This is a genomic window from Terriglobia bacterium (assembly GCA_020072815.1).
Classification (GTDB): Bacteria; Acidobacteriota; Terriglobia; order Terriglobales; family Acidobacteriaceae; genus Angelobacter.
Genome location: JAIQGE010000006.1, coordinates 124,693 through 150,024, shown reverse-complemented (window position 1 = coordinate 150,024; position 25,332 = coordinate 124,693). Strand labels below are relative to the sequence as shown.

Annotated in this window: 22 protein-coding genes; 11 read left to right on the top strand and 11 right to left on the bottom strand. The window is 60.5% G+C overall.

Annotation, left to right across the window (positions count from 1 at the left end; genetic code table 11):
* Positions 1–34 precede the first annotated feature (34 nt).
* From LAO20_09615 to LAO20_09605, 3 genes are read right to left on the bottom strand one after another with little or no spacing between them, the layout of a single operon-like run.
* Positions 35–772, bottom strand: a complete 738-nt coding sequence (locus LAO20_09615) for a hypothetical protein (protein ID MBZ5531676.1) — start codon at positions 770–772, stop codon at positions 35–37.
* A gap of 33 nt (positions 773–805) precedes the next feature.
* Entirely contained in the window at positions 806–1,369 is a 564-nt protein-coding gene (locus LAO20_09610) for a GNAT family N-acetyltransferase (protein MBZ5531675.1), read from the bottom strand.
* Between the two features lie 58 nt (positions 1,370–1,427).
* Complete coding sequence (locus LAO20_09605; protein ID MBZ5531674.1) at positions 1,428–1,673, bottom strand: GlsB/YeaQ/YmgE family stress response membrane protein; 246 nt, start codon at positions 1,671–1,673, stop codon at positions 1,428–1,430.
* A gap of 256 nt (positions 1,674–1,929) precedes the next feature.
* On the opposite strand from LAO20_09605, the gene lpdA reads away from it, so the two are divergent.
* The 5 genes from lpdA to LAO20_09580 all read left to right on the top strand — a co-directional run bounded on the left by lpdA (position 1,930) and on the right by LAO20_09580 (position 7,841).
* Positions 1,930–3,354 (top strand): dihydrolipoyl dehydrogenase, encoded by a 1,425-nt coding sequence (gene lpdA / locus LAO20_09600; GenBank protein ID MBZ5531673.1) that lies wholly within the window; start codon positions 1,930–1,932, stop codon positions 3,352–3,354.
* A 352-nt stretch (positions 3,355–3,706) separates the two neighbouring features.
* Complete coding sequence (locus LAO20_09595) at positions 3,707–4,069, top strand: hypothetical protein (GenBank protein ID MBZ5531672.1); 363 nt, start codon at positions 3,707–3,709, stop codon at positions 4,067–4,069.
* A gap of 315 nt (positions 4,070–4,384) precedes the next feature.
* On the top strand, positions 4,385–5,254 hold the full coding sequence (lipB, locus tag LAO20_09590) for a lipoyl(octanoyl) transferase LipB (GenBank protein MBZ5531671.1): 870 nt from the start codon (positions 4,385–4,387) through the stop codon (positions 5,252–5,254).
* Between the two features lie 217 nt (positions 5,255–5,471).
* Positions 5,472–6,773, top strand: coding sequence for a thiamine pyrophosphate-dependent dehydrogenase E1 component subunit alpha (locus LAO20_09585; GenBank protein ID MBZ5531670.1), 1,302 nt, complete (start codon positions 5,472–5,474; stop codon positions 6,771–6,773).
* Positions 6,774–6,866: 93 nt separating this feature from the next.
* On the top strand, positions 6,867–7,841 hold the full coding sequence (locus LAO20_09580) for an alpha-ketoacid dehydrogenase subunit beta (protein MBZ5531669.1): 975 nt from the start codon (positions 6,867–6,869) through the stop codon (positions 7,839–7,841).
* 85 nt (positions 7,842–7,926) lie between these two features.
* Here the strand turns inward: LAO20_09580 and LAO20_09575 are convergent, their stop codons facing one another.
* The 3 genes from LAO20_09575 to LAO20_09565 all read right to left on the bottom strand — a co-directional run bounded on the left by LAO20_09575 (position 7,927) and on the right by LAO20_09565 (position 11,217).
* Complete coding sequence (locus tag LAO20_09575) at positions 7,927–8,724, bottom strand: hypothetical protein (protein ID MBZ5531668.1); 798 nt, start codon at positions 8,722–8,724, stop codon at positions 7,927–7,929.
* Positions 8,721–9,071, bottom strand: a complete 351-nt coding sequence (locus LAO20_09570; protein MBZ5531667.1) for a hypothetical protein — start codon at positions 9,069–9,071, stop codon at positions 8,721–8,723. The genes LAO20_09575 and LAO20_09570 overlap by 4 nt, the downstream gene beginning before the upstream one ends.
* Before the next feature lie 142 nt (positions 9,072–9,213).
* On the bottom strand, positions 9,214–11,217 hold the full coding sequence (locus LAO20_09565) for a CocE/NonD family hydrolase (GenBank protein ID MBZ5531666.1): 2,004 nt from the start codon (positions 11,215–11,217) through the stop codon (positions 9,214–9,216).
* A gap of 216 nt (positions 11,218–11,433) precedes the next feature.
* On the opposite strand from LAO20_09565, the gene LAO20_09560 reads away from it, so the two are divergent.
* From LAO20_09560 to LAO20_09545, 4 genes are all read left to right on the top strand, one after another.
* Positions 11,434–11,814: an EVE domain-containing protein gene (locus LAO20_09560; GenBank protein MBZ5531665.1), complete on the top strand. Its 381-nt coding sequence runs from the start codon at positions 11,434–11,436 to the stop codon at positions 11,812–11,814.
* 39 nt (positions 11,815–11,853) lie between these two features.
* Complete coding sequence (locus LAO20_09555) at positions 11,854–13,587, top strand: hypothetical protein (GenBank protein ID MBZ5531664.1); 1,734 nt, start codon at positions 11,854–11,856, stop codon at positions 13,585–13,587.
* Between the two features lie 116 nt (positions 13,588–13,703).
* Positions 13,704–15,458 (top strand): 2-oxoglutarate dehydrogenase, E2 component, dihydrolipoamide succinyltransferase, encoded by a 1,755-nt coding sequence (gene sucB, locus LAO20_09550; GenBank protein ID MBZ5531663.1) that lies wholly within the window; start codon positions 13,704–13,706, stop codon positions 15,456–15,458.
* A gap of 297 nt (positions 15,459–15,755) precedes the next feature.
* Positions 15,756–17,528, top strand: coding sequence for a hypothetical protein (locus tag LAO20_09545; GenBank protein ID MBZ5531662.1), 1,773 nt, complete (start codon positions 15,756–15,758; stop codon positions 17,526–17,528).
* Between the two features lie 667 nt (positions 17,529–18,195).
* On the opposite strand, the gene LAO20_09540 is transcribed toward LAO20_09545, so the two are convergent.
* The 3 genes from LAO20_09540 to LAO20_09530 are packed head-to-tail and all read right to left on the bottom strand — an operon-like array spanning position 18,196 to position 20,357.
* Complete coding sequence (locus LAO20_09540) at positions 18,196–19,053, bottom strand: DUF3037 domain-containing protein (GenBank protein MBZ5531661.1); 858 nt, start codon at positions 19,051–19,053, stop codon at positions 18,196–18,198.
* On the bottom strand, positions 19,050–19,871 hold the full coding sequence (locus LAO20_09535) for a phosphatidylinositol kinase (protein MBZ5531660.1): 822 nt from the start codon (positions 19,869–19,871) through the stop codon (positions 19,050–19,052). The genes LAO20_09540 and LAO20_09535 overlap by 4 nt, the downstream gene beginning before the upstream one ends.
* 27 nt (positions 19,872–19,898) lie before the next feature.
* Entirely contained in the window at positions 19,899–20,357 is a 459-nt protein-coding gene (locus tag LAO20_09530) for a dual specificity protein phosphatase family protein (GenBank protein ID MBZ5531659.1), read from the bottom strand.
* 288 nt (positions 20,358–20,645) lie between these two features.
* On the opposite strand from LAO20_09530, the gene LAO20_09525 reads away from it, so the two are divergent.
* A complete protein-coding gene (locus LAO20_09525) occupies positions 20,646–20,858 on the top strand; it encodes a hypothetical protein (GenBank protein MBZ5531658.1) in 213 nt (70 codons plus the stop codon).
* Between the two features lie 104 nt (positions 20,859–20,962).
* Positions 20,963–21,643: a CDP-diacylglycerol--glycerol-3-phosphate 3-phosphatidyltransferase gene (gene pgsA / locus LAO20_09520; GenBank protein ID MBZ5531657.1), complete on the top strand. Its 681-nt coding sequence runs from the start codon at positions 20,963–20,965 to the stop codon at positions 21,641–21,643.
* Between the two features lie 151 nt (positions 21,644–21,794).
* Here pgsA and LAO20_09515 read toward each other — a convergent pair whose 3' ends face one another.
* Together LAO20_09515 and LAO20_09510 are read right to left on the bottom strand one after the other, a co-directional pair.
* On the bottom strand, positions 21,795–24,932 hold the full coding sequence (locus LAO20_09515) for an efflux RND transporter permease subunit (protein MBZ5531656.1): 3,138 nt from the start codon (positions 24,930–24,932) through the stop codon (positions 21,795–21,797).
* Positions 24,929–25,306, bottom strand: coding sequence for a GIY-YIG nuclease family protein (locus LAO20_09510; protein ID MBZ5531655.1), 378 nt, complete (start codon positions 25,304–25,306; stop codon positions 24,929–24,931). Before LAO20_09510 ends, LAO20_09515 begins: the two co-directional genes overlap by 4 nt.
* Positions 25,307–25,332 lie beyond the last annotated feature (26 nt).

The window sequence follows — 25,332 nt, the reverse complement described above, 5'->3', positions numbered from 1 at the left end:
CCTTCTTTCGCGTGCATCCGCCGGCACAAAGTTTTCATTTGTGCGGCTCGGCCTCATCTTCGTCGTCGTCATCATCATCTTCTTCGTCATCGCCCCGGGCCACGCGGTGCAGTCGTCCAATGTTCTTGAAGGTTCCCAGCGCCACTGCCAGGATGGCGATCACCACTAGTCCCGCGGCGCCGTAGCGCAGCCACACGCCCGGGCCAATTTGTTTCTGTGATTCCAGCAAGCCCTGCACGTCCTTCTGATATGCGTCTCTGGCTGCCATCTCAGAATCAAAAGCGCCCAGGTCTTTTTTGCTGGTGCGGTAGCGATTGAGCAAGTCCTCCGGCAGTCCCTGCCCGACCGGCGTCTGCCGGCGCTGTTCGATGATGGGCTGGGCGAACTGCGAATACCATTGCTGCTCGCGCGCCACCATGTCCTGCAGAAGCTTGTCGCTCTGCGCCGCGGCGTCCTGCTGCGCCAGGCGTTCGATCAGGTCTTTATTGAGGCGAATGAGGTCGGCGTTGGCGCTGTTGCCGTCCAGCAGGAAGCGGTGCAGCGCCGTGTCCATGCTGTCCAGGGCGAAGATGGCTTCTTGCCGGTTCTGGTACTGGCGCAGCGCGGCGGCGTGGTTGCTGATGGCGCTGTCCAACTGGTGGAGATGATAAGCAGTCCAACCCAGACCTACCGCGGCAAGCAGGCTGAGCAAGAGCAGGACGAACGCGAACAGGCGGGCCATCACCGCGGGACGGCGGGCCGGCGTGGTAACCACAAGGTCTGACGGAGTCATGGCGCAAGAAGGCTAGCACAGGTCGCCGGTACGTCAAGCACGCATGATCGGCCGCTTGGCCGACCGTCTAGCCACTTCCTTGAAGCCCGCAGCGGTAAAAGTCGGCAGCAATCCAGTCCAGACGAATGGCGCGGGAAGCGTGGCTTTGCCTAAATCCTGCGGATAGCCTTCCACAATCTTTGCACCGTGACTTTTGGCGAACTTCACCGCGGCCTGCAGCAGCGGCACGCTCACGCCTTGGCTGCGAAAGTCGCGCGCGATGAAAAAGCAGGAGACGGACCACACTGCTTTGTCGTCCACGGGAGCGAGGACGCGCGAACGCTCCAGCGCTGGATAATCCTCGCGCGGCGCCACCGCGCACCAGCCGACAGGCATCTTGCCGGCGTATGCGATCACGCCGGGCGCGCGGCCCTGCGTCACCAGCTTCTTGAACGCGCGCTTGTTGCCTGCGCCTTTTTGCGCGTCAAATTGCGCGCGTGAAAGCCGCCAGGTCATGCACCAGCAGCCTCCGCAAGCGCCTTTGGCGCCGAACAGAGCCTCCAGGTCCAGCCAGCGGTCCGGGGTGAGCGGATGGAACTGAAACTTGGCCACATTCATCGATTACGTCGGCGCCGCTGCACGGCAAGTGCGCCGGGCTTTACGCGCGCGCCGCCAATCATCTTTTGAGCTTCCTGACGATCCATATCAGGAGCACCGCGCCCAGAATGCCTACCAGGATGGTGTAGATGAGACCGCCTCTTCCGGCGAACCCCAACATGCTCATGAGCCAGCCGCCAACCACGGCGCCAATGATACCTATGACAATGTCACCAATGACGCCATAGCCTGAGCCTTTCATGATCTTGCCTGCAGCCCAACCGGCAATCAAACCCACCAGAATCCACCAAATGAGATTCGTCATACGCCCTCCTTGCAAAGGCAGCGCCGTGCTGGCCCAAAGCCAACCTTGCGCTGGAATTGCGAGCGCCATCCTAACTCGTTTCCCGCAACATTGTCGCGTACGAATCTTTCTAGTTCCCAGCATGATCTAATGCAGCAGGAACACGAAGCGAGACCGTGAGCAGTTCCGGGCCAACGGCGCATGGCCAATGGACAAGTGGCTGCTTTACAATCAGTTGTTTGTCTTCGCGTGATTTTCATTGCAGGAGAGCGTTGCCTTGCCAGACACCATTTATGACGTTGCCATCATCGGCGGAGGTCCCGGCGGATACACCGCCGCCTTCCGCGCCGGCCAGCTTGGACTGAAAACCTGTCTGATTGAAAAAGCGGACAAGCTGGGCGGCACCTGCCTGCACGTGGGCTGCATTCCCACCAAGGCTCTGCTGTTTCACGCCGAAGTTTACGACCACATCAAGTCGGCGGAGAAGTACGGCATTGACGGCCTGGGCGCGGGCAAAGTGAACTGGAAAACCATCCAGGACCGCAAGAACCAGATCGTGGCCAAGCACACCAAGGGGCTGGACTTTCTTGTCCGCAAGAACAAAGTGGACCGCGTGCTCGGCTTCGCCTGTCTGACCGGCCCGGCGAAAGCTGGCGTGCACACCGTGGAAGTCACCGCGGATGGCGGCGCCAAGTCGCAAATCCAGGCCAAGAACCTGGTCCTGGCCACCGGTTCCTTCGCGCGCTTGCTGCCCGGGCTTCAGGCGGACGACCGCATCCTCACCAACATTGAAGTGCTGAGCCTGCCGGCCGTCCCCAAGTCCATGATCATCATCGGCTCCGGCGCAGTGGGCGTGGAGTTTGCTTCCGTCTACCGTTCATTTGGCGCGGAAGTCACGGTCATCGAAATGCTGCCCCGGCTGGTCCCCGTGGAAGATGAAGACGTGAGCAAAGAGCTGCTGCGCAGCTTCAAGAAGAAAGGCATCAACTGCTTCGTCAATACCAAGGTGGAGAAGGTCGAAAAGACCAAAGACGGCGTTTCCGTCAGCTTCACGCCGCAGGGCGAAGCCCCGCAGAAACTCGAAGCCGAAAAAGTTCTCATCGCCGTAGGCCGCGGGCCAAACACGGAGAAGATCGGGCTGGAGAAGCTGCCCAACATCAAGACCGAGCGCGGTTACGTCCACGTAAACGAGTGGATGGAGACCGGCGAAAAAAGCATCTACGCCATCGGCGACATCGTGGCCGGGTTCCCGCAACTGGCGCATTCCGGCATGATGTCCGGGATTGTGGCCGTCACACGCATCGCCGGCAAGCCCGCCAAGCCGATGAACAAACTTCGCATCCCCGGCGCCACGTATTGTGAGCCACAGATCGGCAGCGTGGGCCTGACGGAAGCCAAAGCCAAGGAACTTGGCTTGCAAATCAAGGTCGGCAAGTTTCCGTTTACCGCCAACTCCAAGGCCACCATCCTGGACCAGCATGAAGGCTTCATCAAGGTGATCGCCGACGCCAAGTATGGCGAGATTCTGGGCGTGCACATCATCGGCCCGCTGGCGACCGAGCTGATCGCCGAAGCCGTGGCCGTGATGGAACTGGAAGGCACCGTGGATGACCTGATGTTTACCGTCCACGCGCATCCCACCGTTTCCGAAGGCATGCTGGACGCCTTCAGCGCGGTGGAAGGCAAAGCCATCAACGCTTAGCATTCATGTCGCTGCGCTCCAAACCGCTCATCATCATGGTACGCGCGGCGTTCCTTCAGCGCATTCAACACGCTGCTCGGCGCGCGAGTCGGCCTCGCAGCGAACGGAATTCTTAGGATCTTTTTCCGAAGTCCCGACTCGGAGCGAAGCGAACGGGAAGGGATCCCTATCGTTACTGGAGTTCCAAGTCCCGAGCGTGGGTCGCGAATGCTGCCTGCCTCTGCTTTAGCTGGGCCAATTGCCAACTGCTAGTTGCTAACTGCTGATTTTTAGAACTTACTTATTACCAAGGTGACGTTCCTAGGTAACAATTCTGAGGCCGACCGCCCGCGGACCGGCCTATCCTACAGGCATGCCCAAGCGGCGCGAAGTACGCGTCACAGTACCTATCTCGGTGAGGCTGTGGGGCCTGGACCGGGAGGGCAAGGTGTTTTCCCAAAACGCTAAAACGCTCAACATCGCCACCAGCGGAGCGCGGCTCTATGGCGTGACGGCCAAGCTGGATCGCGGCTTCATCGTCGGCCTGCAATGTGGGAACATGAGAGCGCGATTCATGGTGGTGTGGGTGGGCGAGAAAGGCAGCTCACGCGAAGGCCAAGTGGGCCTGCGGGCAGCGGAAAACGGCATCTGGAGCGTCGCCTTGCCACGCGCGTCTGACGAAGATTTTTCCGCCTGGCTGGCAGAAAACTACCTCGACAGCGAAAGCGTCTACTGATCTGCCGACCGCATGGAATCCGCTGCCCCCTTTCCAAAACCGCGCACAACCAAGTGATCAACGCGTGGGCCATTAGCCATTAGCAATTGGCCCAGCTAAAGCAGCTTGCGAACTGATCGCTCATGCGTAGCGGATACTATGCCCGCGCTGCTTCCCTCTGCTTGAGCTGAGCTAATTGCTTACCACTGATTCTCACTGATGACACTGATAGACTGAAGAGTGGCGAGGCCGACTAGCGTGCCGAGCCACGCTGCCACAAGCGCTGATCAAGGCCGGGGAAAGCCTGGGCCGTCGGCGGTTTGGAGCGGAGCGACAATGATAAGCGTGATCAACGTCGTATGGCTGGGCCGCGTGGATTATTCCACCGCGCTCGATCTGCAGCAGACGCTCGTCAACCTGGTCAAACAAGGCCGCATCGGCCATACGCTGCTGCTGCTGGAACATCCGCCGGTCATTACTCTGGGGCGCAACGCCAGCGAGAACAACATCGTGGCTTCGCGAGAGTTTCTTGCCGCCAAAGGCGTGGAGCGCTTCGAGACCGACCGCGGCGGCGACGTCACCTTCCACGGCCCCGGACAGCTCGTCGGCTACCCCATCTTCAATCTGCGGGGTTTCGAGCCCCGCGTGGGCGCGGTGGATTTTGTGCGCAAGCTGGAAGAAGCGCTCATCCGCACCTGCGGCGACCTGGGGGTTGTCACCGAACGCATTCCCGGCCTCACCGGGGTGTGGACGCAAGACCAGACGCCGGCAGCGCCTGCCCCACAAGGAGCGCCTGCGGCCCGACAGGCAAAGATTGCCGCCATCGGCGTGCACATCTCGCGCGCCGTCACCTCGCACGGTTTCGCGCTCAATGTGAATACGGACCTCGATTACTTCAAGCTGATCGTCCCCTGCGGCATCACCGATAAGCCGGTGACTTCATTGGCGCTGGAGCTTGCGCGTTTGCAGCCGCCGAGGCAAGTTCCCGCGCTGGAAGACACAGCGCAAATGGCAGCGCGCAATTTCGGACGCGTGTTTGAAGCGCAGACGCTGTGGCTGGAATCATTGGACGCCCTGCTGGCTGGGGCGCCACTTGCCGATCACCACGGCGCCGAAGAAGCCCTCCCATCAAACCAGGACACGCCGACCAAAGCGCCCGAGCCCATTCGCAAGCTGGCCGGCGAAGAAGATATTTTCTTGGCATAATCTAAAACCTTTGAATTCCACAAGCGCCGAATAAGAGAAATCTCACCACGGAGGCACGGAGACACAGAGAAAAACAACTGGACGCGATGGCCCTGAGGTTGTTCAGTTTTGCCTTCGTGCTCCTTTGTGCTCCTTCGTGTCCTTTGTGGTTGGCTCTTGACTGAGTGCTGACGGCCAAGTGCCAACTACTTATCCTCGGTATAAACTGTTAAGTCGCATGGCCACCAAATCCAAAGCCGCCAAGACTTCGCGCCTGAAACCAGTTGTGAAGACCGCATCGTCGAACGGTCGTCCGCGCGCCAAATCTCCCGCCGTCCGCGTGAACCAGTACGGCATCCCTGACTGGCGGCTGGAGCAGCCGGAATTCGAAGTTCGCGAAGTGGCCAGCGGCGAGGAAGTCCATTACGAAATCAGCGGCAAGCTCAACACGCCGGTGCCGCCCATCCGCGAATCGAAGTACCTGAATAGAGATCAGCACCTGGAACTCTACCGCTGGATGCTCATGAACCGGCGCATGGAAGTGGCGCTGGAAAATCTCTACAAACAGAGCAAGGTGGTGGGCGGCGTGTACTTTGGCCTGGGACAGGAAGCCTGCTCCTGCGCTTCCGCCTTCGCGCTGGGTGCTGACGACTGGTTCGCACCGATGATCCGCAACCAGGGCGCGCAGCTCGTCCGCGGCTTTCATGCCCGCGACATCATGATGCAGTACATGGCCAAGGCCGGCTCGCCCACGCACGGCAAAGACGGCACGTCGCATTACGGCGACATCGAGAAGCGGCACATGGTGGCGCCCATTTCGATGCTTGGCGATCTGCTGCCGGTGATGGCCGGCGTTTCTTTGGGCGCGCGCCTGCAGGGAAAAGAACTGGCCTGCCTCACCTGGATCGGCGATGGCGGCCAATCCACCGGCGTGAGCTATGAAGGCATCAACTTTGCTGCCGTGCGCAAGCTGGGCCTGGTGCTGATCATCGAGAGCAATCTCTGGGCCTACTCCACGCCCACGGAATATCAGGTGAACGTAAAAGACCTGGCCAACCGCGCCATCGGCTACGGCATGCCCGGCGTGATCATTGACGGCACGGACGCCTGCCAGGTTTACGACGCGACCCATGAAGCCGTTGAGCGCGCGCATCGCGGTGAAGGGCCGACTCTGATCGAAGCCAAACTGATGCGCATGAAAGGCCACGCCATTCACGACGCCGCGGCCTACGTCCCCAAGGAAATGCACGAGTTCTGGCGCAAGCGCGACTGCATTGACCGCTTCCGGAAATATCTCCTTGAAAAGAAGTGGCTGACGCCCGCGCAAGACGCCGAGCTGATCGCCGGAGTGGAAAAAGAACTCGACGCCGAACGCGAGTTCGCTGAGAACTCGCCCATGCCGGAAGGCCACACCGCCGCCGAAGGCGTGTACTGCGACGGTGTCTGCCACGCCATCAAGCCGAAGTACGGTGCGCCGAAGAAAGTGCGGAGGAGTGAGGGCAAGTTGAAAGAGAGCGAGGCGGCGATACATTTCAAATAAGCAATTAGCAGCTAGCAATTAGCAGTTAGGCACACAAAGTCTGAACCCGGGTTTTTTGCTAACTGCCAATTGCTATTTGCTAATTGCTCATATATGGCCCAAGCCACTTATCTCGAAGCAATCCGGCAGGGACTCTGGGAAGAGATGGAGTCTGACCCCACGGTCTTCTGCATCGGCGAAGACATCGGCATCTACGGCGGTGCGTTCAAAGTGACGGACGGCTTCGTCCACCACTTTGGCCCCGCGCGGGTGATTGATACGCCCATTGCTGAATCAGCCATCGTCGGCGCAGCGTTTGGCGCCTGCCTAACCGGCCTGCGCCCGGTGTGCGAATTCCAGTTCATGGATTTCATCGGCTGCGCTTTCAACCAGATCGTGAACATGGTGGCCAAGTCGCATTACCGCTGGGGCGCTCCTGCTCCGCTGGTGCTGCGCGGACCCTGTGGAGGCGGCGTGCACGGCGGGCCGTTTCATTCGCAAAATCCGGAAATGTATTTCGTACACACGCCGGGGATGAAGGTGGTCGCGCCGGCCACGCCCGCCGACGCCAAAGGGCTGATCAAGTCCGCCATTCGCGACAACAACCCCGTGCTTTTCCTGGAACACAAGTTCCTCTATCGCCGCATTAAGGATGAAGTCCCCGACGGCGACTACACCGTGCCCATCGGCAGAGCGCGTTTGCATCGCGAGGGCCGCGACCTGAGCATCATTACCTATGCAGCGATGGTCCACACCGCGCAGGAAGCCGCGGACATCCTGGCCAAGGAAGGAATCGAAGTCGAGATTCTCGATCTGCGGACTCTCTCTCCGCTCGACCGCCCGGCCATCGCCGAGACGGTGAAGAAGACCAACAAGGTCATCCTGCTGCACGAAGACACGCGCACCGGCGGACTGGCCGGCGAAATTGCCGCCATCATCAATGAAGAAGCCTTTGACGACCTGGACGGCCCCATCGTGCGCATCACCGCGCTCGACACGCCGGTGCCGTTCTCGCCGCCGCTGGAACATTTCTTTTTGCCGAAAGTGGAAGACGTGGTGCGGGAGGCGAGGAAACTGCACGCGTACTAAACATTTCAATCGCGATTGAGCTTCGTGCAAATGACTGATGCCTCCAAAAGGATCAGGGCAATAGCACACTACCAGCTCGTCCAATCTACAACCGCGTAAGACTCACTGTGCCTGTTTCCGAACACGCGCCCTTGATGGAAGTGTATGTCCCGGAAAAAGTTCCCGCCGCGGAAAAGTCGCCGACGATCACCGTTTTGCCGGTTGAGCCCGGGGATGAATCTGCGAGGACCAGTGAGGCGCGTATGGGCGCCAGGGCCGTGGATGGATCCACGGTAGCCGCCGAGAAGCATGTGCCGCCCGCGATGCTGGCGGTGCCTGTTCCCGAGAAAAATCCGTGAATGTCCGGCGCGGACTGCGTGAGAGCTAAAGAGATGGTGGAAGGGGTGCCTGTCGCCGGAGCCAGCGATCCTGCCCAGGAACCGGAGAAGTTGATCAGCTGCACACTGAGTGTTCCCGTGTCGCTGGCAAGGCAGCCGGCGTTGGTGATGGCGTAATGGCCGAAGAACAACTGCGGATCGCCTCCGGGATGCGTCAAATCATCGGCGGTCAAGAGTTGGTTGTTTGGCATGATTGACAGCAACCGAAAGATTGTCTGGCCAAGGCTGCCAAGCACTTCAATATCAGTGCTGAATGGAAAACAAGACGAGTTGATGAAGTGCATGGCGCCGTTGGTTGAGTCGCCGACCTGGGTTTGCGCGCCGGCCAGCGTGAAATTGAGGGCAGGGTTGCTGGCCGACGTTCCCTTGATCAGGTAGGCCCCGGCGGTGAAGGGGATCACCGGGCAATTGCGCAAGCATGGTTGCGGACCTGTTCCGCCACCGCATCCGAAGAGCGCGGCGCCAAACAACGACACCATCGCCAACCGCCGCCGGCTCTTCATCATTGCTTGACTTGCTTTACATCCACAATGAAGTACTCGGTCTCGCCAAAGCACTGTGTAGGCACGCCGCGATGCTGCTCATAAACCAGCGCCACGCGCTGACCTCCGGCATCCATGATCTTGCGGGCTACGGCATCATCGCGGACGGAGAATGCGAAGATCTGTGGCAGGGTCCCCGGCATGCTCACCATGGCCAGCTCGCCTTCCCACGTCTTGCAGGTCCAGCCCTTCTTGGAAATTTTCTGGACGTAGCCCACGCGTTCGCCGCTGGAATAGCTCACGTGCAGGGTGATCGCCGTCCAGGCCGCAAATCCCAGAATGGGCAGAATCAAGATCGCCACAAGGACAATCAGGATCCATTTTTTGCTGCGACGCGGAGAAATAGCGGGAGCAGAGGCAGGTGTATCGGCCAAGGTAAGGGTTCCCTCCGCGCGCTATTATATGCGCGGCGCAAAGTAATTTGGTTTTTGAGTCAGCCTCGGCGGGTTCGCCCTACGGCCCGCTCACTACCGGCAACTCCACATAGCTGGCCATGCCGGGCTGGTGCGAATGCCAGATATGCTGTGTGGCCATTTTGTAATCTCCCGGCTTGGCCCAGAAGATATTGGGGACAAACGTCTGCGGATTGCGGTCATAGAGCGGGAACCAGCTGGACTGCACCTGCACCATGATGCGGTGGCCGGGCAGGAAGACGTGGTTGACCGTGGGAAGTTCAAAGCGGTAGAGCAGCGGCGTATCGGGAGTAATGGCCTTGGGCGTTTCCAGGCTCTCACGATAGCGTCCGCGGAAAATGTCCATGGACACCGCCAGTTGGTAGCCGCCCATCTCCGGCTGACCGGCCACTTCGTCGGGATACACGTCAATCACCTTCACCACCCAGTCAGCATCCGTGCCGCTGGTGGAGGCCACCAAATTGGCGACGGGCTGCCCGCTGATCTTGATTGGCGCGGTCAGCACGTCTGAGGTAAAGGACAGTACATCGGGGCGCCCTGACGCCTCGCGCTGGTCGTCAACCAGCCACAGCGGCCAGGTCAGACCTTTCTCAATGTCATAACCCACCGGCCTTGTCGGCCGCGCGCGGAACGGCACCGGCTTGGCCGGATCAGAAATGTATTGGTCAAACGCTGGAAAACTCATCTCTGTCGGAGCATTCACCCCGAGCTTGAAACCCTCGCGCAAATAGAATGGCGTGGGCTTTACGGTGCAGCCGCTGGCGCAGCCGGCGGGCCATGCCGGAAGCCGTCGCCACGTGTTGGTGCCGGTTTCAAAGGCTGACACGGGAGGCACGTCGGCCTTGGGTGCGTCATCTTTCAGATATTGGTCGAGAAACGGACGCAGGATCTGCCGGCGGAAATACAGCCCGGTATCGGTGCCGAAGCGCAACGCGCCCAGCTTGCTGCCGTCCCCGATTTCCTGACCGTGGTGCCACGGGCCGATCACCAGAAAAACTTTGTCGTTGCTCGCGTCTTTCGGCTTGATGGCTTTGTACACGGCGATGGCGCCGTAGATATCTTCCTGGTCCCACAGGCTGTCCACCAGCATGACCGGGACTTTCAGCGGCTGGGCGGCAAGAATCTTGTCCACCGCCTGGTCGCGCCAGAAAGCGTCATAGCTGGGATGCTCAAGCACCTTGCGCCAGAACCCGATCTGCTCCAGTCCGTGAAGCTTTCCCAGTTCGCCTGCTGAACCGGATTGCATGTAGAGATCGTAGTCATCAAAGTTGCCGCTCCACCACCTGGCGTCGTTCTTGCGCGTCCCCACCTGTTCGTAGATGTAGGGCATGTTCTGCTGTCGAAACGCGCCATTGTGGAACCAGTCGTCGCCGCGCCAGCCATCCACCATGGGGTTCATGGGGACGGCCACCTTGAGCGCCGGATGCGGATTCACCAGCGCCATCAGCGGCAGAAATCCGTCATACGAAATCCCCAGGATGCCCACCTTGCCGTTGCATTCGGGCACGTTCTTCACCAGCCAGTCAATGGTGTCGTAGGTGTCGGTGGCATGGTCCACCGGCGTGGGGTTCTGCGGCCCGTGCAGCGGACGGTTCATCACGTAGTCGCCTTCAGACCCGTATTTGCCGCGCACGTCCTGAACCACGCGAATATATCCCCCTTCCACGATCACTTCGGTGGCGTTGTCATAGCCCCAGAGCGCCGGGCCCAGATGGGAGCTGTGCGCATGCGTGGTGAGCTCGTCAGCGCTGTACGGCGTGCGCGTGAGCAGGATGGCGGCCGGTTTTGCCTTGGTGGCGCTGCGTGGCACCAGCACCACCGTGTGCAGCTTCACGCCGTCGCGCATGGGGACCATCACCTCACGACGCTCATGATCAAAGCTGGCGGTGGCCGGCTTCAGATCGTCGGGGGTCTCGCTGGGAAAGTTGGGATACTGCGGCGGTGCGCTTGGCTCCTTCGTCTGCGCCGGCAACGGCAGGCAGATAAGTGTCAGGAGCGCGACAACGAGCAAGGTTGACGTCCTTACGCGGTTCATCAATGTCATGGCCCGCGATTATAGACGGTTTTCCTTATCTCGACCCTGAGCTTGCCGAAGGTGAGAGATCCCTATCGGTCGCTGACATTAGAGAGCACGCGAAATCCGCTTGCTGATTTAAGCTAAAATCTGTATTGATCTATACCTTGATTGCGAAGAGGCGATAGGGATCTCTCGCTTACGCTTCGGGGTTTCACAAAAAGCTCACGCTCGGGACAAAGAAAAATGCACTACCTCCTCAAAACCGAACCCTCGGAATACAGCTTCGCCGACCTGCAAAAGAGCGACACCACCATCTGGGACGGCGTGAGCAACCCGGTTGCGCTGAAGAACCTGCGCGCGATGGAAAAAGGCGACAAGCTGGTGATCTACCACACGGGCGAGGAGCGCCAGGCTGTGGGCACGGCGACGGTCGAGTCGGTGGACCCGTCTGATCCCAAGAACCCGCGGGTCAAGATCAAGGCGGGCAAGGCCATCGCCACGCCGCGCACGCTGGCGGAGATCAAGGCCGTAAAGCTATTTGCTGATTCACCGCTGGTCCGCCAAGGACGGTTGTCCGTGGTCCCCCTGACCAGCGAGCAGTATGCGTGGCTGACAGGAAGATAACGCAAACGACCCGCGGCGGATGGCATCGCCGCCTGCATCATGAAAAATTTTGGTGACGAATTCGTCTCCGAGGCGGACCGGCTGGCGGCGCGACTGGAAGAATTGGAACGCCGCGTGGCTGCGCTGGAGCGTTCTTCTGTGGCGCAGGCGCCGGCCCCCGTCGCGTCGACGGCCCCGGTCATACCGCAAGACCATCCTTTGGCGCAGCTCTCGCGTTCGGGCAATGTGATGCCGGTGATCGGCAAAGTTTTTCTGGGTATGGCCGGCGCGTACGGGTTGCGAGCGCTGGCAGAGGCCGGTTCGTTGCCCATGGCGGCGGTTGCCGGCGTGGCCGTGCTGTATGCAGTGACGTGGCTGGTTTGGGCGGCGCGTACGCCCGCCGAGCAGGTCTTCGCCAGCACGGCTTACGCCACCACCGCCGCGGCCATTCTTCTTCCCATGCTTGGGGAACTCACGCTGCGCTTCAAGGTGATGCCGGCAACAGTCACCGCAACGCTGCTGGCGGGCTTTGTGGCCGCGGCTTTCGCGCTGGCCTGGAAACGCAGGGCGAGTTCCGTCGTGTGGGTCCCCGCGGCGTTGGGGGCGGTGGCCGGTGGCGTGCTGCTGGTCGGCACGCGCGATCCGTTTCCTTTTGCCGCAGCGCTGCTGCTGATGGCCATCATGACCGAGGCGGCAGCCTGCAGTGACCGCTGGATGGGCTTGCGTCCCTTGGTGGCCGTTCCCGTGGACGTGGTCATGGTGGCGGTGTTCGTCATCTACACCAGCGTCGACGGCGTACCCCATGAGTACCAACTGCTGGCTACGGGAAAACTCCTCGGCCTGTTTGCCGGACTGTTTGTGATCTATGCCGCGTCCGTCCTTTTCCGCACTGTGGCGCTCCGCCGGAAAATCAGCGTCTTTGAAACCGGGCAGGCGACGGCGGCTTTTGTTCTGGCCGCTCTGGCCGCGCTCAGGACCACTCACGACGCAGCGGCAATCGGCGTGGGGTCATTTTGCCTGCTGGCAGCCGCGGCGTTTTATTGGCTCTCCGCCGCCAAGTTTGGCGTTGCCGACCTCGAGCGCAACTACCATGTGTTCTCCTCGTGGGCCATTGCCCTGGCGCTGACCGGAAGCACGCTCTGTTTTCCGGCGAGTGCGAATACAGTCTGGCTCGGGGTAGCGGCAATCGCAGCAACCTGGGCCGGCGTGCGCGCGAGACGTTTCTCCTTGGCTTTTCACGGCGCGCTTTACCTTGCGGCCATGGCTCTGGTCTCCGGACTCATGCAGTATTTGGTCGCCCTGCTGATCGGCGCACCACCGCCGCCCGGCGGCTGGCCCGTCTGGGCAGCGTGCTTGTTTACGGTGGTCGGTTATACCTTGGCGTGGAACAACCTTAAAGCAGCGGAACCGCAGCAGCCACAAAGGATCCTGCATCTTTCCTTCGCCGCGCTGGCTGCCTGCTCAACGCTGGCCCTGGCCATGACCGCCGGGCTGATGGCGGTGTCGTTGTCCAACTCGGGGACCAACGCGGCGCGGGTTGCCGCCGTGCGCACGTTCGTGATTTGCCTGCTCGCGTTGCTGCTGGGCGCGAGCGGCGCGCGCTGGAAACGGACCGAGCTGATATGGCTGTCCTACACCTCGTTGGCTCTCTGCACGGCCAAGCTGCTGTTTGAAGACCTGCGCGCGGGCTCTGCCGGAACGATCGCGTTTTCGCTCTTCTGCTACGGCATGGTCTGGGTGCTGGTGCCGCGGTTCGCGCGGGCCAGCAAGGCGTCGGCCGCGACACAGCCGTAAGTCGTCATCGCGCTGCGGCGATCCTACAAACGCAAGGCGAACCCCGCATGCCGCCGGCTGATTTATAATTCTTGGTTGCTCAAGCCCCAGCCGATTGACATCTGTGGAAGGAACCAATGCCAACTGACGTAGTTATGCCCCAGATGGGCGAGTCAATTTTTGAAGGAACCATCACCAAGTGGCTCAAAAAGCCCGGTGACAAAGTCCAGCGCGACGAGCCGCTGTTTGAAATCTCCACCGACAAAGTGGACGCGGAGATCCCCGCGCCGGCCAGCGGCGTGCTCAAGGAAATCAAGATCAAAGAAGGCGCCACCGTGCAGGTGAACACCGTGGTCGGCGTGATTGACGCTGAAGGCGCGGCGGCCGTTGCCGCTCCGGCAGTGCCAGCTCCAGCGCCTGCCAAGGCAGCGGCTGCGCCTCCGGCGGCCAAAGCTCCCGCGCCGCAAGCTCCAGCCGCACAAGCGCCAGCGCCGCAGGCGGCAGCCCCCAGCGGGAACGGCGGGCCGGGCATCGATGTGGTCATGCCGCAGATGGGCGAATCCATTTTTGAAGGCACGATTACCAAGTGGCTCAAGAAAATCGGCGACAAAGTGCAGCGCGACGAGCCGCTGTTTGAAATATCCACTGACAAAGTGGACGCCGAGATCCCCGCGCCCAGTACCGGTGTCCTGCGCGAAATCAAAGTCAAAGAGGGTTCCACCGTCCAGGTGAACACGGTGGTGGCAGTGATCGGCGGAGCAGGAACAGTGATTGGCGGAGCAGGAACAACGGTCGGCGGAGCAGGCGCGCTGGCAGGCGCTCCGGCTGCAGCCCCTGCGCCAGTCGTGCAGCAGCCCGTCGCCCAGCCTCAGGCCGTGGCCGCGCAAGCTCCACCTCAACGGGTTGCTGCGGCACCCGCACCGGCAGTCCATCGCGAGGGCGAACACGTTCGATCTTCACCGCTGGTCCGCCGCATCGCGCGTGAGAACAACGTTGACCTGGGCGGCGTCGCGGGAACCGGCCTGGGCGGACGCATCAGCAAGACGGACATCCTGAACTTCATCCAGCAGCATGGCCCAGGGAGCGCCGCTCCAGCGCGCGCCGCCGTTGCCGTACCCGCGCCGCAAGCCGCGCCGATGCAGCCCGCACAACGGGCCGCCGCGCCGGCGCCGGTCTATCAGGAGCTCAGCGGCGAACTGGTCCCCATGACGCCCATGCGCAAGAAGATTGCCGAGCGCATGGTGGAATCGCGCCGCACCAGCGCGCACGTCCACAGCATTTTCAAAGTGGACATGACGCGCGTGGTCAAGCTGCGCGAAAAAATACGCAAGCAGTGGGAAGCGCGCCACGGCGTGAAGCTGACGTATATGCCGTTCATCGCCAAGGCGATGATGCACGGTATCCGGCTCAAGCCCATCATCAATGCATCGGTGATCGGCGACGGCATTCAATATCACAAGAACATCAACATCGGCATTGCCGTGGCCCTGGAGTGGGGCCTGATCGTGCCGGTGGTCAAAGGCGCGGAGAACCTGAGTTTCGTCGGCCTGCAGCGGGCCATCGTGGATCTGGGCGAGCGCGCCCGCAGCAAGAAGCTGCTGCCTGACGACGTCCAGGGCGGCACCATCACCATCACCAACCCGGGAATCTACGGGCCGCAGTTCGGGACGCCCATCATCCTGCAGCCCCAGGTGGCCATTCTGGGTATGGGCGGCATTTTCAAAGAACCGGTGGTGGTGACCGACGACCAGGGCAATGACTCCATCGCCATCCGGCACATCATCCGCCTGGTGCTGGGCTACGATCACCGGGTTGTGGACGGCGCCGACGCCGACCAATTCCTGGTTGCGGTGCGGGATTATTTGGAAAACTTTGATGACGACATTGGGTGATGGTTTGAGATCCTTCGCGCGCCGCGCTCAGGATTTCGCCTGGCGGCTCGTTGTAAGCCTGCCCTAAGCGAGCGCAGCGAACCGAATGGGCCGCCAAGACGGCTCAAATTATTAGGAACTCTCATTACTTTGGTGACCGTAGTGCCGCTGACCGCTGTAAAACCCTTGTAAAGTCGGACTCCGTTACGCTGGTACTACAACCCTGGATAACGGTACGGCATCAAGGTTAGAATCTTTACATTGCGTCGCCCGCTATCCTGGTGAGGCGAACTGCTTTCTTCTGCGGAGGGCCGGTTTATGTCCAGAATCTTTTCTCTTATTGCGTTATCTTGCGCACTGTTAGCCATGGTAGCCTGCGGCGGTGGCGGTAGCACGGTAGTGCCAACTCCCACGCCCACGCCCACACCGGCTGCTCTGACGGTTACGCCGGCTTCGGCGACGGTCCAGTTGAGCGCCTTCCAGCAGTTTTCGGCCACGGGCACGGGCGCGCCGGTCAACTGGTCAGTGAACGGCGTCCCCGGTGGCAATGCCATTGTGGGGACCATCACTACCAGCGGACTTTACACCGCCCCGGCCACGTTCCCCACGCCCAACCAGTTCAACGTTACGGCGATTTCGCAGGCGAACCTCTCCTTGTCAGCCAACGCGCCAACCACGGTGGTCTATCCCAACAGCAACAAGAACCAGGAAGTCGGCCCCATCTTCTTAGGCAGTTCCGGTGGCAACAATCTTGACACCAACGCCACAGGGTGCTGTATTGGCACGCTGGGCTCCCTGCTGCAGCGCGGCGGCACGTTCTTTATCTTGAGCAACAACCACGTGCTTGCCAGATCCAGCTTTGCTGCCGCCAACGAGGCCATCATGCAGGCCGGCGCTTCGCTCTGCTTCCCCGCGACGCAGGTGGCCGCTCTGACCCAGCAGGCAGCGCTGAAACCAAGTCCATGCACAGGGGTTTGCACCGGCAATGCGCCTAGCAATGTGGATGCGGCCATCGCCACGATTTCCTCAACTACTGCCGTGGACAATGTCGCTGGAGTTCCGACAGGAAATATTCTTGAGCTGGGCACGGCCGGCCCCACCAGCATTGCCCCGGCTCCGCCTTCCGCCACGACGACGACTCCAGCGGCCGTATTGCTGGCAAATGTGCAAGTAGCCAAGAGCGGGCGCACCAGTGGATTGACTTGCGCGAACTTGTTATCTGCATCCACGGATGGCATTACCGTGGCTTACGACTCGTCCTGTGGCGGCGCGACGGCGTTTAATGCCGTCTTCAACGGGCAGATGATCGTTAACAGTGGCACCTTCAGCGCGGGGGGTGATTCAGGATCACTGATTGTGGCCGCCGATACAGCGCGCCCGGTTGGGCTTCTCTACGCCGGCAACGCCACCAGCACGGTAGCCAACCCCATTCAGGACGTGATCACCGCATTTACCACCGCGGGTCCAACCGTGCCTACCTTCGTGGGCGGCGCGGACCATGCCGTGAGCTGCAAGCCCACGGCCTCAGCCAACTCCGCGCAGGTGGGCGCGCAATCCGCGCCGGTTTCCGCGCATCAGCAACAAATCGCAGCCGGTGTACGCGACCGCCATGTTGGGTCGTTGATGGCGTCCGATTCTTCCATCCGGTCAGTCACAGTCGGCGGAAGTTTTGATGCGCCAGGCGAAGCCGCTCTGGTGATCGAACTCTCGGCTGTTCCTCAGGTCCGCATCCCGGCGGTGATTGAAGGCGTTCGCACCAAGCTGGTCTATGCCGACGGCGTGAATGCGCCGGCCTTTACCGAACCGGAGTTTAACCGCGGGCTGGCCGCCAAAGATGCCCATCGCAGCGAGTTCTTCCAGCCTGGGTTCCAGGGAATCGGCGTGGGCCGCAGCGATGACGCTCCGGGCGAGACCACAATTGTGATCTACACCATTACCGGTGAAACCCACGCGCCCGTTCCGGCGGTCCTGGACGGAGTGCGGACCAAGGTGGTTGACGGCGAGCGCTTCCGTTCGTCCGGCTGGAATGAGCGTCTTGAATCGAAGCCAGCCAGTTGCGCCAAACCGCAGACCGCTAGCTCCAAGAAATAGATCAATCTAAGTTCGATTAATCAGCCCCGGCGGAAACGCCGGGGTTGCCTTTTTTCTGTCGCTTCGCTCCAAACCGCCGGCGCGCCTGGACAGTGGCCGCGATTCAGGCTGCTCCTGCTGAGGCGGAAATCTCACCACTGATCCACACTGATAACACGGATCAGGGAAGCGAACTGCTACGGTACGCTCAGGTTTAGAAATCGCTTCTCTTCGAATCGATACCGCTAAGGTCTGTCATTCTGAGCGAAGCGCCGCTGACAGACTGGCGTCAAAAGCGTTGCCGGGCGCGCAGTCGAAGAATCCCGAAGATGCTGGCAGACATAAATACAGTTTCAAGGCGTTCTCACGACGTACCTCGGAAAAACTCCCCGGCACGGCATGGTGAACTGAAACATGGCCGGGATCTTTCGACTTCGCGCCGATGGCTATCGGCAAGATGGGCCTTTCGAGGCGCTCCAAGATGACAGACTAGGGGTAGTTTGGTCCGCTCTGAAGTGTTGTTGCAGAGCGAAGCTCACGTGGCGCGGTTTGACCTTGCCGCGGACATCGGTCTATCCGCGGGTATCCGCGTAAATCCGCGGTAAGAATTCTTTAGAATCCGTGTCATCTGTGTTGATCAGTGGTGAAGCTTGGTTTTGCTAGTTGCTAGTTGCCAGATGCTAGCTGCTTATCGCAACCCCATCTCCCGCGCTGCCGTTTCCGCCAGCGACGCGATTCGGGCCAAGGGCGCGACGGTGATCTGCTGTTGTTCCAGTGTTTCCAGGGCAAAGCCCACGCTTTCATCGTCGTGGGGCAAGTCATCTTCAACCACGGCGGTCAGCAGCGCGCGCTTGCCTTCGCGCGCGGCAATGCCGTCGGCCAGGCGGGGGAAGCTAAAGGCCAGCACCTTGGCCGCGTTCACGTCAGTTTGCAAGGACAGAGCGTGGAACATCTTGATGGCGCCGCTAGAACCGACGCCGCCTACAGGGCCGGCGGAACCGTTCGGCGCGTAACCGCAATCAATCTTCAGCGGGTCGCCGGGACGAGTGTAATCAGAGGCTCTGATATCGCGGTTCATGAGCGGCCAAACGCCAGCGCGCTCAAACTGGTCCCGCATCTGGCGATAAATGATCTGCCGGCTGCCGGCTTCGCGCGTGCCTGTTTCTCGCAACCCAGCGCGGCGCGGACGCTCCAGGTAAAGCCGCGCCAGTTCGTCGGCTTCCGCCGCGGGAGAATCCGCCAGGCAGGCCTTGAACTCCGTGGGCTGCAGGGCGTTGGAAAACGAATCCTGCATGCGGCGGAGAATGAAGTCACGGTCGCCGTTGAGGTCATGCAGCTTGGCCCGCAAGTCGGCTTCGAGCGACTCGAGCAGTTCCACGTCAGCCTGCGCATCAAGGCAGCGCACGCGCGACCAGTCGCGAGTGAAGCGCAGCTCCGGCTGTCCGCCGGCTGGCAACAGCACCAGGCCCACGTTCACGAACTCGTTCTTCACCGCGTCAGGAACATAACGCAACAGTGAAAACGTACACTGATGTTTTTCCATCATTGCACCACCTTCTTCTTCTCTTCCGCCCACGACGGAAACGGTTGCCGCGACGAATCGCGAAACGCGGCAATCAGCTCACGCACCTTGCTTCGCCGCGCAATGATCGTTTCCACCAAGCCTTCGAGCGCCTGCCAATCGTCGCCCGTCCAGGGCGGAGGGATTTCCCCTGCGATATCGCGAATCAGCGCCGGATCAAAGTTCTCTATGCGCGAAAGCCACGGCTCAAATTGCTCCCAGCCGGCGACGTCGCGATACACGCAGTTGCGGGCGTACACGCCGCGTAGAGCGGAATCAGGAAAGTCCCACGCGCCGGCGTTGAAACAATAGCCCTGGTCAATGAACGTGGCGGAGTATTTGCGTTCCTGCGTTTTCTTGGAAAATACCGCCTGGCGGCCGTTGGCGTTGCCCAGCCATTTGTCCAGGGCCAGCATGCCGGCGAAGGCCGCGCGGTTCTTGAGTTTTTCCAGCATGGTTTCCGGCAGGTAATCAAAGACCTGGCCATTCGCGGGATCGAGCACGTAGCGCGCGCCGAACTGCAGTCCGGTATGGCACGGCTCCACGCTGCCGGCCAGTTCCATGGTCAGCTCGCGGGTGTTTTCAATCAGCCAGCGGTCCACGGCAATGATCTCAGTCGCCGGCACAGGAAGGCCGATGCGCTCGGCCAGGCGCGTCGCCAGAAATTCGTTGGCCAGCACGCGGACGTGCTGGGGATTGTTCTGGAATTTGACCACGTAGAAATGGCCGTCATCGGCGCGCATGAGTTGCGCTTGGGCCCCTCCGCGCATGCGGCGGACGTGCTGGACGGCGGCAATGGGCATAGCAGCGCTTATTTTACAGGCGGGTTGCTATGGGCGCGACTTGGACGCCGAATAAGTCTCCATGAAAGTTTCCACGCTTTCCACGTACACGTTGGCCCAGTCCACCACCCAACGCCGTTTCTGGATAAGCTCCTTGGCGTCAGTGAGCGGCCATCCCATCACACGCAGAAGGGCCAGGGCCATCATGGGAGCGCGATGCACGCCGGCGGCGCAATGGATGTAAATCTTGCTCTCTGCTTCCTCCAGCGCTTCCAGCGCAAAATCCACGCCCTGCTGGAAGAGTAGCGGTGGCTTGGGCTGGAAGTCGTCGTCCGTGGGGTTGTGCAGCACGCTCACGTCAAACCCTTCGGCCAGAGGACGGTCATCAAACTCAATCTGCATGTTGATGATGTGAGTCACACCCAGCTGGACGAGCTCGTCCATATTGTCTTCATTCCAAATGCCGCCGCCCAGGGCGATGCGTTCTGTGAGCCAGGAGATATCCATGGTGGAACTGTTCGACGTTTCGCTATCCAGAATACAGTATCGGGGCGACGAGAAGCTGGCAGGCCGCTGTGGGATCGGGAGATCGGATCATCGGGTGATCTTCAATTCTGTCGCTACGCTCCACACCGCTCCAGATTTTTTCTTCCACCAGTCAGCCTTTGGCGACTGAAGCAGGCGGCTCGGCGCGCAAGCCGGCCTCGCCGCGTCTCATGAATCGCCTGATTGCTGATTGCTGATTGCTGACTGCCTTTCGCTACAATATCCGCATCAACACTTCCCGGAGGGAAAATGGACCAACTTACTGGACTCTTGGCCTCACGGCGCAATGAAGATATTGCGCTGGACATGATGAAGTTCATCGCCGCCACCACCGGTTACGGCAAAACCCAGGTCCCGGGCGCGGGCTTTCAAGCTGGCGCCGATAGCAAGTCTGAAGACTATGCCAGCCACCTGATGGAGCTGTATACTCGCTGCCTAAACACCGTGAATGGCAAGAGATAGCGGCCCAAGGCCAGTTCGCCCGGCGGGAGAGGATTCTTTCTCCGGGACGGATTTCTTTCTAGGAGTAAGATAATAGGAGCCATTGTCGGCGTCTGCGTCCCCAAGTGAACCTGCCGAATTACATTACGCTGTCACGGATCGCGGCGATTCCGCTGATCATCTGGATCCTTACCTCCTCCCGCTTCAATTCCAGGGACAATACTCTTCGCGTGGTGCTGGCTTCCGGCATTTTCATTCTGGCCTCTATCACCGACGGCATTGATGGCTATCTGGCGCGCCGCCGCGGACAGATCACCACCATGGGCATGCTGCTGGACCCGCTGGCCGATAAGCTCATGATCGCCGCCGCGTACATTACGCTGGTGCGCTTGATCCCCGACGTGGTGAGCGTCTGGGTGGCCGTGATCATTGTGGGCCGCGAATTTCTGATCTCCGGACTGCGCTCCATCGCCGCGTCGGAGGGCTTCACCATTGAAGCCAGCGAACTGGGCAAACTGAAGATGGTGGTGCAGATTGTCTCGGTGGTCGCGGCCATTCTGGCCATGCGATGGAACGAGTGGGTGTTCTTCGGACGAATCGTGTTGCCGGTGCGGCTGGTGGCCATCATGGCCATTTGGTTCATGGTGGCGGTGTCCGTGATCTCGGCGATTGATTACTTTGTGGGCTTTTGGAAGAAGATTGATAAACGAGTGGAGCGCCACCGCCGCCGTCCCTTTATTCTGAGCCGCCGCAAGAAGAAAGCCCTGCAAGCCGCGGAAGCGGAGAATCCGGTCAAAGCTCACTGACCTTTAAGAAGTTCACCGCAAAGGACGCAAAGATCGCAAAGGGAATTTTGTTGGAGCTTTGTCCCGAACGGATTCCCCGGCTCGACCTACCCTACGTTTTTGATAACGCCCAACCATTCCTTTGCGTCCTTCGCGACCTTTGCGGTAAATCCTAATCCAGGCTAGTTCCCGGCAACGGCTCCGTTCGCCGCGTCTTACCGGCCCCGCGCCAGCGCGAGATGCGCAAGCGCATGCGGTCCAGGTAGAGATAGATCACGGGAGTCGTGAACAGAGTCAGTGCCTGGCTCACGATCAGTCCGCCAACAATCGCAATCCCCAGGGGCCGCCGCAGCTCAGAGCCCACGCCGGTGCCGATGGCCAGCGGCAACCCGCCCAGCAGCGCGGCCATGGTGGTCATCATGATGGGCCTGAAGCGCAGCATGCACGCTTCAAAGATGGCGTCTTCCGGGGACTTGTTGTCGCCGCTGCGCTCGGTCTGCAAGGCAAAATCGATCATCATGATGGCATTCTTCTTCACAATGCCGATCAGCAGAATAATTCCGATCATGGCTATCACGTTGAGATCGTTCCCAGTGATCATGATGGCCAGAATCGCCCCGACTCCGGCTGAAGGCAGCGTGGAGAGAATGGTGATGGGATGCACGGTGCTCTCATACAGCATGCCCAACACAATGTACACGGTGACGATGGCCGCCAGAATCAGCAGCGGCTGGCTCTGCGCCGTGTCTTTGAAGGCCGCCGCCGTCCCCTGGAAACTGCCGTGCACCGCGGAAGGAACATGGATGTCGCGCATGGCTTTCTCCACCACCGATGCGGCGTTCCCCAGCGGCACGCCCAGGGCCAGGTTGAAGGAGATGGTCGCCGCCGGATAAATTCCCTGGTGGCTCACGCCCAGCGCGGTGTTGGAAGGCCGGTACTGGGTGAAGGCGGCCAGGGGCACTTCCGTCCCGTTGGAAGACTTCACGTAGGTGTTTCTAAGCGCGTCCGGTCCGGGAAGAAGCTTGGGGTCAACCTCCATCACCACGTGGTACTGGTTGAGCTGCTTGTACATCACGGAAACCTGCGCCTGCCCAAAAGACTGGTACAAAGCGGCGTCCACTTGCGCGGGGCTGATCCCCAGGCGCGACGCCGTGTCGCGGTCCACGATCACTTCGGCGGAAAGGCCTTTGTCCTGCTGATCGGTATTCACGTCACGCAACTCCGGCAAGCTGCGCAGCTTGGCCAGCACCAGCGGCGCCCAGGTATTCAGCTCGCCCAGTTCTTCCGACTGCAAGGTGTATTGGAACTGGGCGTTGGAAAAGCGCCCGCCAATGTTGAGGTCCTGCGTTGCCGTCAGGAACAGGGTTGCGCCGGGGACCACGGACAATTTGCCGCGCAAGCGGTTGATGACCTGGTCCACGGTCACCGGACGGCGGCCGATCTTGTCGCGTTCGGCGGGCGGCTTCAGCGTGGCGAACATGCGTCCGGTGTTCGATGTCCCCTGTCCGCCGGCGAAGCCCATCACGGTGTTGACCGCGGGGTCTTTCTGCACAACGCTCACGAATTGCTGCATCTTGTCGCGCAGCGCGGGGAAAGCAATGTCCTGTTCGGCCTGGATGGCGCCGCCCATGCGTCCGGTGTCCTGCTGCGGGAAGAAGCCCTTGGGCGCAAAATAGTAGAGCGCTACGCTGAGGACAGCCGTGAGAATGGTCACCAGCAACGTGACAACTTGGTGGCGCAACACCCAGCCCAGGCTGTAGCGATACATCTTCAGAATAAAGTCGAAGCCGCTCTCGCTCCAGCGGTACAGCCGGCCGTGCTTCGCTTCGTTGACGGGGCGCAGAAATTTTGCGCACAGCATGGGCGTAACCGTGAGAGACACCAGCAAGGACATGCCGATGGCCGTGCTCAGCACCACGGCGAACTCGCGGAACAGCCTCCCGATGATGCCCTGCATGAAGAGAATCGGGATAAAGACGGCCACCAGCGAAGTGCTCATGGAAATCACGGTAAAGCCGATTTCGCGGGCGCCGCGGAACGCCGCTGCCACCGGGTCCATGCCTTGTTCCAGGTAGCGGGTGATGTCTTCGATGACCACAATGGCGTCGTCCACCACAAAGCCGGTGGAGATGGCCAGGGCCATCAGGGAAAGGTTGTCCACGCTGTAATCCAGCAGGTACATCACGCCGAACGTGCCGATGAGCGAAAGCGGCACCGCCACGCTGGGGATAAACGTGGCGCGCAAATTGCGCAGAAAGAGAAAGACCACCAGCACCACCAGAACAATGGAGATGATCAAGGTGATCTGAATATCGTGCACGGAAGCGCGAATGGTGCCGGTGCGGTCCAGGACCACTTCCAATTTAATTCCGGCGGGAATAGACGCCTGGAGCTGCGGCACCAGGGCCTTGACGCGGTCCACCGCTTCAATAATGTTGGCGCCGGGCTGGCGGAAAACAATCATCAGCACCGCGGGCTTTCCATTGGCCAGGCCGGTGTTGCGGATGTCTTCCACCGAATCCTGGACGTCAGCCACGTCTTCCAGGCGGACGATGCCGTTGGCGCTGCGGGCCACGATGATCTTTCTGTACTCCTCGGCTTTGAACAGTTGGTCGTTGGCGGAAACCTGCCAGGCGTTCGTCTCGTTGGCCACTTCGCCCTTGGGGCGATTGGCGTTGGCCGCAGATAGAGCCCGGCTGACCTGCTCCACGCCCACGCCCATCTTGCTCAGCAGCATGGGATTCACTTCCGCGCGAACGGCGGGTTTGGCGCCGCCGCCGACAAACACCTGTCCGATGCCCGGCACCTGCGAGAGCTTTTGCGCCAGCACGGAATCGGCAATGTCATACATGCGCGGCTTGGTGACGGAGTCTGAGGTCAGCGCCAGGATCATGATGGGCGCGTCCGCGGGATTGACTTTGCGCCAATTAGGACGCACCGGCAGGTTGGCGGGCAACTGGCCCAGAGAAGCGTTGATGGCCGCTTGCACGTCGCGCGCGGCGGCGTCAATGTTGCGGCTGAGATCAAACTGCATCGTAATGCTGGTGGACCCCAGTTGGCTGCTGGAGGTCATCTGGTTCACGCCGGCAATGCGTCCGAACTGGCGCTCCAGCGGCGTGGCCACCGACGAAGCCATGGTCTCCGGGCTGGCGCCGGGCAGACCGGCGTTCACGCTGATGACCGGATATTCCACCTGGGGAATGGGCGCGACGGGCAATCGCGTGTACGCCAGGATTCCCGCAATCAGCACGCCCAGCGCCAGCAATGAAGTAGCGACCGGACGGCGGATGAATGGAGCGGCGATGTTCATAATGTTCTGCAATCCCGACCCTGAGCTTGCCGAAGGGGAGGGACCCCTATGACCTGAGAAAGCTCAGGTGTTAGATCTCTCCACTGTGCATTACTCTTTGCAAATAATGCGACCTTCTTTTCCCTTCGCCATTTTTTGATCTGCTGTTCGCGGTGACCAGCTATTGTGGCGTCGCTGAAGGTTTCAAAGTACATTAAGCGATTGACTTTGTACTTCCTGGTGAAACCATCAAACATGCCGGCTTTGTGCTGTGTCATTCGTTTCCAGAGATTGTCGGTAAGGCCAACGTACAATGTGCCACTTAGACTCGCGAGCAAGTAGACAAAGTAACAGCGTTGCGACCTCCGTGATGTCTGTTTGGCTTTGATCGTCATACCGTAACCTTCGTCTTCTTATAGGG

Bases quoted from the DNA above. Each gene is read 5' to 3' on its own strand.
- LAO20_09560 (MBZ5531665.1), top strand. From the start codon at position 11,434: ATGCACTACCTCCTCAAAACCGAACCCTCGGAATACAGCTTCGCCGAC.
- LAO20_09510 (MBZ5531655.1), bottom strand. From the start codon at position 25,306: ATGACGATCAAAGCCAAACAGACATCACGGAGGTCGCAACGCTGTTAC.
- LAO20_09555 (MBZ5531664.1), top strand. From the start codon at position 11,854: ATGAAAAATTTTGGTGACGAATTCGTCTCCGAGGCGGACCGGCTGGCG.
- LAO20_09605 (MBZ5531674.1), bottom strand. From the start codon at position 1,673: ATGACGAATCTCATTTGGTGGATTCTGGTGGGTTTGATTGCCGGTTGG.
- LAO20_09580 (MBZ5531669.1), top strand. From the start codon at position 6,867: ATGGCCCAAGCCACTTATCTCGAAGCAATCCGGCAGGGACTCTGGGAA.
- LAO20_09530 (MBZ5531659.1), bottom strand. From the start codon at position 20,357: ATGGATATCTCCTGGCTCACAGAACGCATCGCCCTGGGCGGCGGCATT.
- lipB (MBZ5531671.1), top strand. From the start codon at position 4,385: ATGATAAGCGTGATCAACGTCGTATGGCTGGGCCGCGTGGATTATTCC.
- LAO20_09535 (MBZ5531660.1), bottom strand. From the start codon at position 19,871: ATGCCCATTGCCGCCGTCCAGCACGTCCGCCGCATGCGCGGAGGGGCC.
- LAO20_09565 (MBZ5531666.1), bottom strand. From the start codon at position 11,217: ATGACATTGATGAACCGCGTAAGGACGTCAACCTTGCTCGTTGTCGCG.
- LAO20_09595 (MBZ5531672.1), top strand. From the start codon at position 3,707: ATGCCCAAGCGGCGCGAAGTACGCGTCACAGTACCTATCTCGGTGAGG.
- LAO20_09575 (MBZ5531668.1), bottom strand. From the start codon at position 8,724: ATGATGAAGAGCCGGCGGCGGTTGGCGATGGTGTCGTTGTTTGGCGCC.
- LAO20_09585 (MBZ5531670.1), top strand. From the start codon at position 5,472: ATGGCCACCAAATCCAAAGCCGCCAAGACTTCGCGCCTGAAACCAGTT.
- LAO20_09615 (MBZ5531676.1), bottom strand. From the start codon at position 772: ATGACTCCGTCAGACCTTGTGGTTACCACGCCGGCCCGCCGTCCCGCG.
- LAO20_09525 (MBZ5531658.1), top strand. From the start codon at position 20,646: ATGGACCAACTTACTGGACTCTTGGCCTCACGGCGCAATGAAGATATT.
- LAO20_09545 (MBZ5531662.1), top strand. From the start codon at position 15,756: ATGTCCAGAATCTTTTCTCTTATTGCGTTATCTTGCGCACTGTTAGCC.
- sucB (MBZ5531663.1), top strand. From the start codon at position 13,704: ATGCCAACTGACGTAGTTATGCCCCAGATGGGCGAGTCAATTTTTGAA.
- LAO20_09515 (MBZ5531656.1), bottom strand. From the start codon at position 24,932: ATGAACATCGCCGCTCCATTCATCCGCCGTCCGGTCGCTACTTCATTG.
- LAO20_09610 (MBZ5531675.1), bottom strand. From the start codon at position 1,369: ATGAATGTGGCCAAGTTTCAGTTCCATCCGCTCACCCCGGACCGCTGG.
- LAO20_09540 (MBZ5531661.1), bottom strand. From the start codon at position 19,053: ATGATGGAAAAACATCAGTGTACGTTTTCACTGTTGCGTTATGTTCCT.